Origin of the sequence: Oscillatoria sp. CS-180 (assembly GCF_028330965.1) — a bacterium.
Taxonomy (GTDB): Bacteria; Cyanobacteriota; Cyanobacteriia; order Phormidesmidales; family Phormidesmidaceae; genus Halomicronema.
Map to the genome: position 1 here is coordinate 1 of NZ_JAQMUB010000085.1, position 15,226 is coordinate 15,226.

9 protein-coding genes are annotated in these 15,226 nt (G+C 48.4%); 5 read left to right on the forward strand and 4 right to left on the reverse strand.

Features of this window, described 5'->3' with window-relative positions; translation table 11 throughout:
* Positions 1 to 207 precede the first annotated feature (207 nt).
* The gene (locus PN498_RS21075; protein ID WP_272065382.1) at positions 208 to 2,400 is read right to left on the reverse strand and encodes an adenylate/guanylate cyclase domain-containing protein; all 2,193 of its coding nucleotides are present in this window, start codon (positions 2,398 to 2,400) and stop codon (positions 208 to 210) included.
* 493 nt (positions 2,401 to 2,893) lie between these two features.
* The gene (locus PN498_RS21080) at positions 2,894 to 3,061 is read right to left on the reverse strand and encodes a PCP reductase family protein (RefSeq protein WP_272065383.1); all 168 of its coding nucleotides are present in this window, start codon (positions 3,059 to 3,061) and stop codon (positions 2,894 to 2,896) included.
* Positions 3,062 to 3,206: 145 nt separating this feature from the next.
* Between PN498_RS21080 and PN498_RS21085 the strand changes: the two genes are divergently transcribed.
* Both PN498_RS21085 and glgX read left to right on the forward strand, forming a co-directional pair.
* Complete coding sequence (locus PN498_RS21085; protein WP_272065384.1) at positions 3,207 to 3,809, forward strand: hypothetical protein; 603 nt, start codon at positions 3,207 to 3,209, stop codon at positions 3,807 to 3,809.
* A gap of 233 nt (positions 3,810 to 4,042) precedes the next feature.
* Positions 4,043 to 6,109, forward strand: coding sequence for a glycogen debranching protein GlgX (gene glgX / locus PN498_RS21090; RefSeq protein ID WP_272065385.1), 2,067 nt, complete (start codon positions 4,043 to 4,045; stop codon positions 6,107 to 6,109).
* Positions 6,110 to 6,142: 33 nt separating this feature from the next.
* Here glgX and PN498_RS21095 read toward each other — a convergent pair whose 3' ends face one another.
* Complete coding sequence (locus PN498_RS21095; protein WP_272065386.1) at positions 6,143 to 6,640, reverse strand: pentapeptide repeat-containing protein; 498 nt, start codon at positions 6,638 to 6,640, stop codon at positions 6,143 to 6,145.
* A 133-nt stretch (positions 6,641 to 6,773) separates the two neighbouring features.
* The gene (locus PN498_RS21100; protein WP_272065387.1) at positions 6,774 to 7,364 is read right to left on the reverse strand and encodes a DUF924 family protein; all 591 of its coding nucleotides are present in this window, start codon (positions 7,362 to 7,364) and stop codon (positions 6,774 to 6,776) included.
* Positions 7,365 to 8,340: 976 nt separating this feature from the next.
* Between PN498_RS21100 and PN498_RS21105 the strand changes: the two genes are divergently transcribed.
* The 3 genes from PN498_RS21105 (at position 8,341) to PN498_RS21115 (ending at position 15,060) form a co-directional block, all read left to right on the forward strand.
* Complete coding sequence (locus PN498_RS21105; RefSeq protein ID WP_272065388.1) at positions 8,341 to 10,740, forward strand: phosphoketolase family protein; 2,400 nt, start codon at positions 8,341 to 8,343, stop codon at positions 10,738 to 10,740.
* Positions 10,741 to 10,831: 91 nt separating this feature from the next.
* Positions 10,832 to 12,415 (forward strand): glucose-6-phosphate isomerase, encoded by a 1,584-nt coding sequence (locus PN498_RS21110; protein WP_272065389.1) that lies wholly within the window; start codon positions 10,832 to 10,834, stop codon positions 12,413 to 12,415.
* Between the two features lie 116 nt (positions 12,416 to 12,531).
* A complete protein-coding gene (locus tag PN498_RS21115) occupies positions 12,532 to 15,060 on the forward strand; it encodes a glycogen/starch/alpha-glucan phosphorylase (protein ID WP_272065390.1) in 2,529 nt (842 codons plus the stop codon).
* Positions 15,061 to 15,226 lie beyond the last annotated feature (166 nt).

Genomic DNA, 15,226 nt, shown 5'->3' on the forward strand with positions numbered 1-15,226 from the left:
CCTATTTAGGTTTTCTGGCTTTCAATATTAATCTGTCGAGGTTCGCTTTCCTCAAAGAACCCATCGCTACTCCCGCAGCGCTGACTCCCTTGAGCGCTTTACCAATATAACTACCACCACTTCTACTGTCAACTACGACAGACAACTTTTTTCTCGACACTTTTTTTTACTGTCTGTGTAGGCGTTTCGGGCGCACTGTGTTTGCACCTAGCGCTTTTGACTCAAGGTCCAAATCCCGTTCCAATCTTTTGGGATTCCTTCGCTGAGTAGCTCTTGAATTCGCTGTTGATATAGGCGAGCTGTTTTGTCTTCGGGATGCTGCGTTATGACGTCACCAAACAGTTGTTTTGCGGTCTCAAGGTCTAAGTTGCTGTAAGCTTTGACGCCTGCCTCAAAGTTTGCGCGAGTGAGGCGTTTGTTTAACCGCTTTTCTTTGGGCTCAGCATCTAAAACCTCATAGATAGCGATCGATGAGGTGAGTCCCTTGACGATGACATGGTCCAGAAATCTCAAGTCATATCGATGGGGGTTCTTTAATCGATCGCGAACCCCCTCTGAAATAATTAGTGCAGCCCCATAGACCTTAGAAAGTCCTTCTAATCGAGCAGCCAGATTAACGGTATCGGATACGGCATCGGGTTGAATGCGATTGGGTTCTCCAACCATGCCTGCCATAACGTGTCCCGTATGTAGGCCAATACCGATTTCGATAGTGAATGGAGCATGGCTGGTACGTAGCTGCCGGTTGTAGTCGTGAACTTCCTGAAACTGCGCGATCGCTGAATCTATTGCGTTCTCTACGGAGTAAGGAAAAACAGCCATCATTCCATCCCCCATATACTTCACAACAAATCCGTTGTGTGTTCTAACAGTGGGGGAAATCCGCTGCAAATAAGTATTAATGAAATCGAAGGTACCCTCGGCTTTCATCTTCTCAGCCATACTTGTGAAGCCACGAATGTCTGAGAACATAACCGTCATTTCTTTACTGATATGGTCGCCGAGTCTGACTTCTGTAACGCTCTGCTTATTCAAGAAGCATAAATATTCAGGCGGAAAGAACCGAGAGAAAGCACGGCGCTGTTCTTCCAGACGGTCGAAAGATTGTTGGATCTGCTCTGCCATCGTATTGACAGATTTTGCGAGCTCTCCCAATTCATCATTGCGGTCCAGCTTGACGCGATGTTGCCAGTGACCTGCCGCGACTTCTCTGACCGTTGCGTTCAGTTTCCAGATGGGGTTAATAAGTCGCCGTGCAAGGAGTATGCCAACGATGAGGGCGATCGCCAGTGCTAAAGCACACAACAGAATAGTGATACGAGTATTAAGCCTGATTTGTCCCATGAACTCAGACTCTGGTACAACAACAACAATTAGCCAATCGAGGCCGAATCCATCATTGAAGGGCAAAACTTCAAGGAATTGGCGCTGTCTATCCAGTGAGAATGTAAGCTGCTGATTTTGTTGAATGTTGTCAAATTTGCCAAATCGCTCTAACAAATAAGTTGCGGACTCTTGAACCTGAGGATTTTTGCTTTGAGTCGCTTGCAAGAATTGAGGATTACGACCTGCCATGTTGACCAGTGGTTCGTCCGTTGAACTAGAGATGAGATTGCCCTGACGGTCTACGACAAACGCTTGGCCTGCCCGACCAATTTTGAGCTGTTTCAGGAAAGTTCGAAACTCCTCAGGCAAGACAACATCAGCAGCACAGACCCCTAAAAGCCGTCGAGCATGACGGTCATATACAGGCAGGCTTGCCGTTATGTTAGGTAGTCTCGTGGTAAAGGCAATATAAACATCGGTCCAAACTGGCCCTTCAGCATCAACGGCTGCTTTGAACCAAGGGCGTAATCGGGCATCGTAGGTTTGTTCTGCTTCAGATAGCAGATGCTGACGATAGCCCCGCACATCAAGGCTATAGTGTCTGCGGAAAAAGCTACTATCAGCATTGCTGTATGACAACTCCAGCTGCCCAGTTTCGGGGGATCTGAAAATACCGAAGAACTCACCTGACGTCGAGCTACCACAGTATGTCAGCGCGATCGCAGGGTGGATTTTCATCTGTTGAAATAAGAGATGTTCGCCCTGTGTGGCTCGTTCGATATCCAAATCACCGTTGGAGAAAGCCGTTGCATTGAGGCGATTAAGCTCATGGGGATCGCCGAAATAGCTTTCTAGCTCACCTTGAATTCGAGCTGAGACCTCACGACGAAGTTGAGAAGCCAAAACCTGAACTGCCTGTTGCCCATTCCGGAAAGATAGATAACCGACTAAACCAACGGCTACAGAGATTTGTATCAATACAGGCAACGTAAACGCTAAATGTAGCGACGAATTGCGAATCGCCTGTTGGACATGACGACCGAGAAAGTTGAATTTGCGGTTCAGTCTTTTCACAGGTCAAGGGCAATACTCAATATTGCTACTCCGGAGTTGCTATTTTGGAGAAAGCCTTGGTTAAAGATCAGTGTTTTTACAGATTCAGCTGTTGTACTGTGGCATCAGCAAACAACTAATAGGATTTAAGGGGATACGCCGTCAGCAATTCTTAGAATCTTTAATTCGGCTATCGATAAACTCTCTTTGGAGTCATTGAAAATGCCATCCCAATCAAGTAACACCAGATTACCCGCTCTAGGGACGATCACCATTCATCTATTGAATGAAGGTAAGACAACGAGTTTAGACCTGGGTTGGAGTTGATGAGACAGACTGGTATTCCTTATCCACACTGCTTTCGTCAAGGTGATGGTATGCCTTAACGAATGAGTTTGTCTTCCATTCATCAATAGAGATAACACCATTAAAACTTTGTTGCCTGGAAAATAAAACTTGTTGAAATTATTTGACAGACAACGCTTGCCCCGTTAAGGATCTCTTTGAGTAAGGTTTACCCGAACTGTTTTTTAGCGTCCTCATATACTGCTTCCGTGATTTGAGACAATCCTTTCTCTTGGGCAAATTTCTCTATTTTTCTTCGGGCAGCAGGCCTTACAAAAAATGGAATTTCCTTGAGGCGTGCTTGGGCTTCCTGGGTCCACTCGGGGATACTTGCCATAGGGATCAATCAAGACAGCAGATCAAACCTATCATTTCAGCTTCTTTTGAGAAAAAGAAGTGTTGTCGGCATAATCACTGTCTCGTAATGCTAGGTATTCGATATCCTTGAACGCAGCGTGTGTTTGGAGTGAGAGCAATTGAAGATGCTAGGTGGAACGCAGCTCAATCTGGAGAAGGCTTGGTTATTGGTTTCAGCTGCTGTTGTTGGTATTGGAATTGTCGGTGGACCAGCGATCGCAGATGGCATTCCCGGTGTGACGTTAGGCACTGAGACAGGGGCAGAGACTGAGACATCGCCGACTGAAACATCGCCTGCTCAACCCGTTGCTAATCCAACTGCTGAGACCGTTGATACGTACACTCAAGCGATGCTGATTGGATATGCTGCGACTGAGCAAGGCGACTATCAAACAGCCCTAATTAATTTTCGCCGTGCTTTAGCAGAACGACCTGGGGATCGATATGCGTTGGCTGCGATCGCCAACATGGAAGCTTATATTGAGGAAGAGCGACAGGAAGCTGCTCGATTAGAGCAATTGACAGAACTGAGAACGCAGTTGGATGCCTCAGTGACGGCACGAGATTGGGCCTGTGCTAACGCTAGCATCAATGAGATGATTGCCCTCGTTCCAGAAACGTCTCCAGAGCGGAGCCGTTTAGTCACTTATGAAGCTGAACTATCTTCCCTGCTTGACGGCGGTTATGACCGTGAGCAGTGGGCAACTGTCTGTCCTGGAGAGCGATAGTCCACAAGATGTTAAGTCATTTTCTCCGGATACAAAATACAGCGCTGTCGTCGGTATGATTTTTTATGACGATGCCATAGTGTCTGCTAAGGACCAAGCCACATCGCTCTACAGAACGTTGGCTCAGTAGTTAGCAATTACGGCAGACAACATGGGCAGAATGAGAGCCTTCGCCAGTGTTATCAGGCCTCATTTCAGTATGATCCAGTATTGCGGGGAGAATCTACGATGCTATGTCTCTGAGAATCACACCTGGAAACAGCTTTCCCTTAGGAGCCACTGTAGAGACCAAAGGTGTTAATTTCTGCGTCTATTCACAACACGCCACGGGAATTGACCTGATCCTTTATGACTCTCCGGAGGCTCCTTACCCTGAGCACACTATTCATCTCGATCCCGACTATCACCGCTCTTTTAATTATTGGCACGCATTTGTTCATGGATTAAAAGCGGGGCAAGTTTATGCTTACCGAGCAACGGGACCTCACATGCCTGAACACGGACATCGCTTTGATCCCTCCAAAGTTCTGCTTGACCCCTATGGACAATCCGTGGTGGGACAATCGATTTACGATCGCCAAGCTGCTTGTCATCCCGGTGAAAATTCACCTTATGCGCTGAGGAATGTTGTCGTCGATTTGCGGGCTTACGATTGGGAAGGTGATACTCCACTCGACATTCCTTACTCCAGAACAGTTATCTATGAGATGCATGTCAAAGGACTGACAAACCATCCTAGTTCTGGCGTTGCGCCTAAACAACAGGGAACTTTTGCCGGAGTTATTGAGAAGATTCCGTATCTCAAGTCCTTGGGGATAACGGCTTTGGAGTTGCTCCCTGTCCATCAGTTTGACGATCGCGATGCTCCCCTTGGACTCAGTAACTACTGGGGCTATAGCACCATTGGTTTTTTTGCGCCCCATCGGGCTTACAGCTCACGTCAAGATCCATCAGGGCCTGTCGATGAATTTCGCGACATGGTCAAAGCACTTCACAAAGCTGACATTGAAGTCATTTTGGACGTTGTTTTTAATCACACGGCAGAGGGAGATCACCGAGGACCGACACTTTCTCTTCGAGGGCTAGACAATCGAACGTACTACATCCTGGAGGAGGAAGATCCTGCTCTTTACGCAAACTATAGCGGTTGTGGTAATACGGTCAAAGCTGGTCATACCGTCGTGAGTCGACTGATTCTCGATAGTCTCCGCTATTGGGTTTCTGAGATGCATGTAGACGGTTTTCGGTTCGATTTAGCTTCGGTTATGTCGCGAGACAAGAATGGAAATCCTTTGGATGATCCACCAATTTTATGGGCGATCGAATCGGATCCGGTTTTAGCTCGAACTAAATTGATCGCTGAAGCTTGGGATGCGGCAGGGCTATACCAAGTTGGGTCTTTTATTGGCGATCGCTTTGCTGAGTGGAACGGTCCCTTTCGAGACGATGTACGGCGATTTGTAAAAGGTGACAACAACACTGTTGGCCCTCTCGCTGCCAGACTTTTAGGCAGCCCAGATCTGTTTGTAGACGACCCAGATCGAGAGACGAATCGCAGCATCAACTTTGTCACTTGTCATGATGGCTTCACGCTCAGCGATGTCGTGTCTTACAACCGCAAGCACAATGAGGCTAATGGAGAGCAAAATCGAGACGGCAGCAACGATAACTTTAGCTGGAACTGCGGCATTGAAGGACTTGCCAATACGTCTGAGATTCAAAAGTTGAGAATGCAACAGATCAAAAACTTCATCACGATCTTGTTGGTTTCCCAAGGCACTCCTATGGTGCTCATGGGAGATGAAGCTTGCCGGACTCAGAAAGGCAATAACAATGCCTACTGCCAAGATACGCTTCTGAACTGGTTTAACTGGGAAAATCTGGATAGTCATCACGAGATTGTTCGCTTTACCCAGCACATGGTCGATCTTGTGCAGAATCTACGGCTTTTTCAACAAACTCGATGGTTGACCGTCACGGAAAGGTTTGTCGATGCGCCTCACATCATTTGGCACGGGACAAAACTTTTTGAGCCAGATTGGTCAGAACATTCCCACAGCCTAGCGTTCACCCTGCATGATCCTGCCGTAGAGGAAGAAATACACGTTATCCTCAATGCTTATTGGGAGTCGCTTTTATTCGATCTGCCGCAACCTCATGCTCACAGCCAATGGTATCGCGTTGTCAATACGGCTCGTCCCGCACCAGACGACATTATTGATAACGCAACGGAACCCGTCAAAAGCGGGCATCAGTATCCCGTAGAGGCTCGCTCTTGCGTCGTGTTGATGGCACTTTAGGATGCATCCACGCCATATGCGTCTGTTCTGTAGTTAAGGACAGTAAAGAGTTTCTCGGGTGTTCCGGCCCGTGACAGGATTGGTGCCTTTAGCCACTTCGCAGAGCATGTTATTTACCTTGGGATCAAGCAACACGTCGGTAAAATCTGCCCCATCGATAATGGCCCCCCGAAAGTCTGTATCAAAAGCGTAAGCGCCTTCCAAAATTGCATTGGTCAAATTGGTGCGAATAAACCTGGCTCCATCCAAAGTTGCCCCTGTCATGTTGGCTCCTTCCATGTCGGCTTGGCTCAGCGTTGTGTCGAATAGCCGAGAGCCACTGAGATCCGCGTTGTGCAAATCTGCATTAGCTAGGTCTGCACGAGTAAAGTCGTCACCTCTCAAATCACGATTGGAAAAGTCAGCCATGCGAAGGTTTTGGCGGTCATAACTGTCGGCGTGGGCAGGCATTGAACCGACCACAACGATCGCGGCCAACAGGATACTCAAAACGAAACGAAGTGCGATCGCCTTTGCTTGCATGAAGTTCATGACACCAACAGGAGGTAGGTCTTCTCTGTTTTGATCCTACTAGGTGAAGGGATTGGGCGGAAGGGGAGAAGGGATAGATAGGTTAATGGGGACATAGATTGTCTCAATTTTGGTGGGTCTGCTTCGTCTGGGTCTAAAATCGGGATCCTGGCTGCTGTAAGAACTCAGTCTCGGCGGGAGTGTTTGTGCGACCTAAGATAGCGTTACGGTGAGGAAAGCGACCGAAGCGGGCAATGACATCGCGGTGACGATAGGCATAGTCCAGGCAACTGCGTAATTCTGGCGCTTCTTGAATCAGCGCTTCAAACAGTGAGACGGCTTGATTTTGATGGGCTATATTTTCGCTGTGCTCGAAGGGCAGGTAGAAAAACATTCGTTCGACTGGGATCAGCTGCTGATCAAGCTTTTGGGCGATCGCTGTCTGTGCAATCTTGAGCGCTTTGAAGTCCGTTTCAAAACTTTTTGGAGTCTCTCGAAACATGTTGCGCGGAAACTGATCGAATAGAACGGTTAGCGCCAATGCCCCACGAGCCGTTTCTACAAGAGGGTCATAGAGGCCTTGACACGCTTGTTCATGAGCCTGCAAGAAGCGCGATCGTACCTGCTGGTCAAATTCTGGATTTTTGAAAAACCAGACACGTCGCTGCTGTCCATATTCAGTGTTGGGAGCAGTAGGGTCATCAAACCAAAATATTAGGATTTGAGTGGTTAAATCCAAAATCATTAGTCTTGTAGGTACCTTGAGCGAAACAGATTGTTATCCGAAATGCAGTAAAGAAAAGCTGACATGCTTTCACGCTGTAAGACGGAACGCATAGATCTTTATCAATATTTATATTAGGGTCTTTCTATCTATTTTCGTAACTGTTTAATGAAATGACCTACGACTTTTTGTACGAAGAATTTTGTAAGAAGAAGTACTAAAGCAAGGATAAAAGGACACCCCCTTGCTCAGGTTCTTAATACATAATCTCTCAATAAGAACAAACTAATTCTTCATGCCGTTTAGTTTTGGTATTCCTATCTGTCCTGAACTGCATAAGTGGAGTTATAAACTTTTTCAGGATTTGCGCTAAAAACCTATATCAGCAAATATTTGTTGATATGTCCGACCTTTTGGTTTTCAATCATTAATGTAGAAGGCGATCGCTGTCGGTTCTTTTAAGCACTAATGATGAAAAAAGAGGATCCGGCTGCTTTAACTGGTATGGAGAAGCCCTACTTCAATTTTTGTTAACGTGACTACACCCTCTGAAGAAAGATTTACAGAACAAACTTTTTCTCCTGCGGATAATCTTCGAAAGCTAATAGGTCGCAAACACGACGTGCTTGCGAAGCTAATATGGAAAGGTGGGCTAAAAATCATTAGCTAACGCTACAAATCCCAGTTTGTTATGATTGACTACTGACAAAAAAATTGTAAAAACCAAGAAAATTTAGTCTTTTTAGCTTAATTAACTCTTGTTGATTTAACAAAGAATTAACGTTCGAATGAACCGAAAAAGAGCTTACATTTTAAGCAGTTAGGACGTTTTAAGTGCTAAAAAATCATGGAGTGACGATATTCAAGGTGAACTGTATCCGTCATAACCAAAACTTAAATTCATAGGTTTAGGGTCTGACGTATAGAGCTGCTCACATGAAGTCTAAAAACTGTTTTCATACTGAACAAACTGCACAAATAGTCTGGAGCTTAGCGTATGGTTTTAGCATCCTCACCTCAGATGAAGCCTCTTTCCGACGAAGATCTACGTAAGATTGATGCTTACTGGCGGGCCTGTCACTATCTCGCTGTTGGCATGATCTATTTGAGAGACAATCCACTGCTAAAGGAACATCTTAAGCCCGAGCATGTGAAGCATCGCTTGCTAGGACATTGGGGTGCTTCACCTGCTCTCAGCTTCACTTACATTCACTGTAATCGCCTCATCAAGAAGTACGACCTAGACATGATCTTCGTAGCCGGTCCAGGTCATGGTGCTCCAGGTGTACTCGGTCCTGTCTACCTAGAGGGCACTTACGCTGAGATCTATCCTGACAAGAGCATGGATGAGGAGGGAATGCAGAGATTCTTCAAGCAGTTCTCTTTCCCTGGGCATATCGGCAGCCATGTCACGCCCGAAACTCCAGGTTCTATTCATGAGGGGGGCGAGCTAGGCTATAGCCTTTCCCATTCCTACGGAGCGGTCTTAGACAATCCTGATCTGATTGTGACCTGCGTTGTGGGGGATGGTGAGGCTGAAACAGGACCATTGGCAACAGCTTGGCATTCGAACAAATTTATTAATCCGATTCGAGATGGCGCCGTTCTGCCGATTTTGAATCTGAATGGCTATAAGATTGCAAACCCCACCATTTTGGCTCGCATTTCTCAGGAAGAACTGGAATCTCTGTTCCGGGGCTATGGCTATACGCCTTACGTCGTCGAAGGCAGTGAGCCTGCGGAGATGCATCAAAAAATGGCGGCGACAATGGAGTTATGCATCAACGACATTCGTGCTATTCAACAAGAAGCTCGCAACAGTGGCCATGCTCAGCGTCCTCGCTGGCCCATGATTGTGCTGCGGACGCCTAAAGGCTGGACCGGACCACAAGAAGTTGATGGTCATAAGGTTGAGGGTTTCTGGCGAGCACACCAGGTTCCCATGGGCGGTATGCACAGTAACCCTGAACACCTACGCCTTCTCGAAGAATGGATGCGTGGGTATCGCCCAGAGGAACTGTTCGATGAGCATGGCACGCTGGTGCCTGAATTACAGGAGCTATCTCCCGTGGGCGATCGCCGGATGGGGGCTAATCCCCAAGCCAATGGCGGCCTGCTGCGGCGAGCACTGAAGATGCCTGATTTCAGAGATTATGAGATCAGCATTCCTCAACATGGCACAGTGGCATTTGAAAATACCAAAGTGCTAGGCTATTTTCTCCGAGACATCATGCGAGATAACCCCAGCAATTTCCGCATGATGGGGCCCGATGAAACAGCCTCCAATCGCTTGAGTGCAGTTTACGAAGTCACCAAGAAGACATGGATGGCGGACTTTTACCCCGAAGACCTAGACGGCAGTGAACTGTCTCAGGATGGACGGGTGATGGAAATGCTGAGTGAACATACCCTGCAAGGCTGGCTAGAAGGCTATCTGCTGACGGGGCGTCATGGTTTCTTCCACACCTACGAGGCATTTGTCCACGTAGTGGATTCCATGTTTAACCAGCACGCAAAATGGCTGGATATCTGTAAGAACCATGTTCCTTGGCGGCGATCGGTCTCTTCCCTCAATATCTTGCTGTCCTCCTTGGTTTGGCGACAGGACCACAATGGCTTTAGCCATCAGGATCCGGGCTATATCGACTTGGTAACCAACAAAAGTCCTGATGTAGTGCGGGTCTACTTCCCACCGGATGCCAACTGTCTGCTATCGGTCGCCGACCACTGTTTCCGCAGTGTGGATTATGTCAACATCATCGTGTCTGACAAGCAGAAACACCTGCAATACTTGTCTATGGAGGAAGCTATCCGCCACTGTACGAAGGGTATTGGCATTTGGGACTGGGCCAGCAATGATGACTGTGGAACTGAGCCTGATATTCCTGACGTGGTGATGGCGAGCTGCGGTGATATTCCGACGATGGAATCACTAGCGGCAACGGCTATTTTGCGAGAAGAGTTTCCTTACCTCAAGGTTCGATTTGTCAATGTAGTGGATTTGTTCAAGTTAGTTCCCGAAAGTGAGCACCCCCACGGACTGACCAATCGCGACTTCAACTCGCTCTTTACGACTGACAAGCCCGTCATGTTCAACTTCCACGGCTATCCTTGGCTTGTCCATAAGCTGACCTATCGCCGTAAAAACCAAGAGCGTATTCACGTCCGAGGTTACAAGGAAGAGGGCAACATCAACACGCCGCTAGAACTCGCTATCCGCAACCAGATCGATCGCTTCAACTTAGTGATTGATGTAATTGATCGGGTGCCCAAGCTGGGATCAGCAGCAGCCCATGTGAAGGAGCGCATGAAAAACCGGATCATTGAATGTTTGACCTATGCTTTTGAGCACGGTCATGATAGCGAGGAGATCACAAGTTGGAAGTGGCCTTACTAGGTCAATCCAGCAGAATTTGCGTCCATAGTCTGAGTGGGAGCGAGGTCACCTCGCCCCCGCTACTGCTACGGTTATGTCAAGGGAGTCTACGATGACCGCACTTGAACTCTGGCAACGATACGAAGATTGGCTTTATTACCACGAGAGTCTCGATCTCTACGTGGACATTAGTCGAGTGGGGTTTGATCGAGCCTTTGCTGAGCAGCTTAAGCCTCGATTTGCCAAAGCATTTGAAGATATGGCGGCATTGGAAGCCGGAGCGATCGCAAATCCTGACGAAGATCGAATGGTCGGTCACTATTGGCTGCGTGACCCGGACTTAGCTCCGGACGGATTGGGAGAAGAAATCAAGACGGTCTTGAATGACATCGAAGACTTTGTTGAGAAAGTCCATGCGGGTACCATTCAGCCTGCCGAAGCAGATCGATTCACTAATATCCTTTCTGTCGGCATTGGGGGATCAGCACTGGGTCCAGAGTTTGTCTCAGAAGCTCTCGCCTCTGAAGCCCCGCGTATGGGCATTGACTTCTTAGACAACACCGATCCTGCTGGAATTGACTTGGTGCTGGATCGACTGGGCGATCGCCTAAAAAGTACGCTGGTCCTCATCACCACTAAATCTGGCGGCACGCCCGAAACTCGCAACGGCATGCTGGAAGTAAAGCACCGCTTTGAAGTGCTGGGCTTAGACTTTCCATCTCATGCTGTCGCTATCACCATGATCGGCAGCAAAATGGACGAGCTAGAACGCATGGAAGGCTGGCTAGCAGAGTTCCCTATGTTCGACTGGGTGGGGGGACGAACGTCTGAAATGTCTGCGGTTGGTCTTCTCTCGGCGTCCCTATTAGGGATCGATATTCGCGGCATGCTGGCGGGCGCAAAAGAGATGGATGCCGCCACCCGCATACCCAAACTAGACGACAACCCAGCGGCCCTATTAGCGATGGCCTGGTACTACTCCGGCAACGGCAAGGGCGAGAAAGACATGGTCATGCTGCCGTACAAAGACAGTCTGCTGTTGTTCTCGCGCTATCTTCAGCAGTTAGTCATGGAATCCTTGGGCAAGGAGAAAGATTTGGACGGCAATCTAGTGCATCAGGGCATTGCTGTCTATGGCAATAAAGGCTCTACCGACCAGCACGCTTATGTGCAGCAGCTACGAGAGGGCGTTCCTAACTTTTTTGTCACCTTTATAGAGGTGCTGAAGGATCGTCAGGGTGATTCAATTGAAGTGGAAACCGATGCCACTTCCGGTGACTTCCTCTCAGGCTTTTTGCAAGGGACTCGGGCTGCGCTCTATGACAATGGGCGCGAATCCATCACGATTACTATTAACGAAGTAACTCCCCGCACTGTAGGTGCGTTGATTGCACTTTATGAACGAGCGGTTGGTTTGTATGCTTCTTTGGTGAATATCAATGCGTATCACCAGCCAGGAGTAGAGGCGGGTAAGAAAGCAGCGGCCTCTGTGTTGACCCTACAGCGTCAAGTTTTACAGATTATCCGAGCCGCTGATCAGCCCCTTTCGCTGCAGGCGGTTGCTGAGAAAGCTGACGCGATTGACCAGATCGAGATGGTTTACAAAATTGTGCGTCATTTGGCTGCTAACGATCGCGGTATCACCCTCCAGGGCGATCGCCATCAGCCTTCTAGCCTGACCGTTTCTGCCGGTTAGAAAATAACTCTTTTGAGCAGCATCTTAAAGCTTTAATCTGTGCTTCAACTCAGCCTGCGAGTCTTAGACCTGAACTCCCTTGTAAACGTTGTTGTCAATCGTTCGAGGACTTTTTAATGGTTACTGCCCCCATGAGCCCCGGATCATCGGTTCACGTGGAAGACGATCGCACTGGGTTGAGCCTGGAGACCATTCGCCGAGCTATGGCAGACAATCTGTACTACGTGCAGGGCAAGCTGCCGGAGAATGCCTCTAGAAATGACTTTTATATGGCATTGGCCTATACGGTGCGCGATCGATTAATGCCGCGCTGGTTACACTCCATTCGCAATTACAGCAAGCCAGAAACCCGCGTTGTTGCCTACCTCTCCGCTGAGTTTCTTCTCGGTCCTCACTTGGAGAACAATCTCATCAACTTAGGTATTCAAGACCCCGTTCGGCAGGCTGTTAAGGATTCTGGTCTGGATTTGCAAGAGTTGATCGAGCAAGAGGAAGAGCCTGGTCTAGGCAACGGTGGTCTAGGACGACTAGCGGCTTGCTATATGGATTCCCTCGCTAGCCTTGAAATCCCGGCGCTGGGCTATGGTATCCGCTACGAGTTCGGCATTTTCGATCAAGAAATCTGCGACGGCTGGCAAGTTGAAATCACTGACAAGTGGCTCCAGTTTGGCAATCCCTGGGAGATTGCTCGCCCTGAAGCTGCTGTTGTGGTGAAGTTTGGAGGACATACGGAGTCCTATACTGACGACCGGGGAAGATATCGATCGCGCTGGATTCCAGCCCAGGTCGTCAAAGGAATTCCATACGACACCCCTATTGCTGGTTATCAAGTCAACACGGTTAATACGCTGCGGTTGTGGAAATCGGAAGCACCCGAGTCTTTTGACTTTCAGGCATTCAACATTGGTGATTATTACGGTGCCGTGGATGCCAAGGTAGTCTCCGAAAACATTAGTAAAGTTCTCTATCCCAATGACGAACCCATTCAAGGAAAAGAACTGCGTTTGATGCAGCAGTTCTTCTTCGTGTCCTGCGCCCTACAAGACATGATTCGCATCCATCTTGATAGCGGTCGTCGCTTGGATTCATTCCACGAAAAGTTTACCGTTCAGCTGAACGATACTCATCCGGCCATCGGTGTTGCTGAACTGATGCGCTTACTCATAGATGAACACTACATACAGTGGGAAGCTGCCTGGGACGTCACTCGCAGAACCTTTGCGTTTACCAACCATACGTTGTTGCCGGAAGCGCTAGAGAAATGGTCTGTTAATTTGTTGGGACGCATTCTACCCCGCCATCTGGACATCATTTTTGAAATTAATCGTCGTTTTCTAGATCAGGTGCGTCTTCGGTTTATGGGGGACGAAGTCCGCATCAGAGAGCTTTCGCTGATTGACGAGAGGGGCGATCGCTCCGTTCGCATGGCGAATTTAGCCTGTGTCGGCGGTTTTTCGATCAACGGTGTGGCTGCGCTGCATACCGAGTTGGTCAAATCCACGATTTTGAAATCCTTTTACGACCTATCCCCTGAGAAATTCAACAATAAAACCAACGGCGTCACCCCACGCCGCTGGATGGTGCAGAGTAATCCCCGCTTAGCCAGGCTAATTTCCAGCAAAATTGGTGAAAATTGGATCAAGCATCTATATGATTTGCGAGGGCTAGAGGGCTGTATTGAGGACGGGGGCTTCCGTCATGAGTGGCGACAAATTAAACTGGCGATTAAACGCGACCTAGCCACCTACATCCGTGAGCGGACTGGGATTGTGGTGAATCCAGAGTCGATGTTTGACGTTCAGGTGAAGCGGATTCATGAATACAAGCGGCAGCACCTCAACGTTTTACACATCATCACCCTCTACAACCGAATTAAGGCGAACCCCGACGCGGACATTACTCCTCGAACCTTCATCTTCGGTGGCAAAGCGGCGCCTGGCTATCATATGGCGAAGCTGATGATCAAGTTCATTACGGCTGTCGGCGATGTGGTGAACCACGATCCAGACGTGCGCGATCGCCTCAAGGTTGTTTTTCTGCCCGACTACAACGTTACCTTTGGTCAGCGTGTCTATCCTGCTGCGGAACTATCTGAGCAAATTTCGCTGGCCGGTAAGGAGGCATCCGGAACTGGCAATATGAAGTTTGCGATGAACGGTGCCCTCACTATTGGCACCCTAGATGGCGCAAACGTTGAAATCCGTGAGGAAGTCGGAGAAGAAAACTTCTTTCTATTTGGTTTGAGGACTGAGGAAGTCAACACCCTTCGCGCTCAAGGTTACAATCCTTGGGATTACTACAGCAGTAACGAAACCTTAAAGCGGGTCATTGACCTAGTTGGCTCAGGTCACTTTTCCCACGGCGACACGGGGCTTTTCCGTCCGCTGTTAGATAATTTGCTGCACCATGATCCTTTCATGCTGCTAGCAGACTATCAGTCCTACATCGACTGTCAGGATGGCGTGGGCAGCGCCTACCAAGATCAAGAACATTGGACTCGCATGTCCATTTTGAACACGGCGCGCACAGGAAAATTCTCCAGTGATCGCTCCATCCGCGACTACTGCGACGATATCTGGAAAGTCCAGCCCGTTCCTGTCACCCTCGAAGACTACGATCAGGCTGAAGCAGTCTTAACCGTCTGAACCTCAGAACTTTCCCAAATTTGGGAGGCAGGGGGTTAGCGTAAATTCAACTGCAAGATCTAAGAATTAAAGGTGCGTGCATTAAAGAGCGCGGTCCATGATTGAGCGATCTGATTGACGAACAAAGGCATGAATAACCAAAGGTCGCGAGCCGCAAATATTGTGC

What these genes read in the sequence shown, in the direction of transcription:
- PN498_RS21095 (WP_272065386.1), bottom strand. Translation starts at nt 6,640, where the DNA reads ATGAACTTCATGCAAGCAAAGGCGATCGCACTTCGTTTCGTTTTGAGT.
- PN498_RS21110 (WP_272065389.1), top strand. Translation starts at nt 10,832, where the DNA reads ATGACCGCACTTGAACTCTGGCAACGATACGAAGATTGGCTTTATTAC.
- PN498_RS21115 (WP_272065390.1), top strand. Translation starts at nt 12,532, where the DNA reads ATGGTTACTGCCCCCATGAGCCCCGGATCATCGGTTCACGTGGAAGAC.
- PN498_RS21085 (WP_272065384.1), top strand. Translation starts at nt 3,207, where the DNA reads ATGCTAGGTGGAACGCAGCTCAATCTGGAGAAGGCTTGGTTATTGGTT.
- PN498_RS21080 (WP_272065383.1), bottom strand. Translation starts at nt 3,061, where the DNA reads ATGGCAAGTATCCCCGAGTGGACCCAGGAAGCCCAAGCACGCCTCAAG.
- glgX (WP_272065385.1), top strand. Translation starts at nt 4,043, where the DNA reads ATGTCTCTGAGAATCACACCTGGAAACAGCTTTCCCTTAGGAGCCACT.
- PN498_RS21105 (WP_272065388.1), top strand. Translation starts at nt 8,341, where the DNA reads ATGGTTTTAGCATCCTCACCTCAGATGAAGCCTCTTTCCGACGAAGAT.
- PN498_RS21100 (WP_272065387.1), bottom strand. Translation starts at nt 7,364, where the DNA reads ATGATTTTGGATTTAACCACTCAAATCCTAATATTTTGGTTTGATGAC.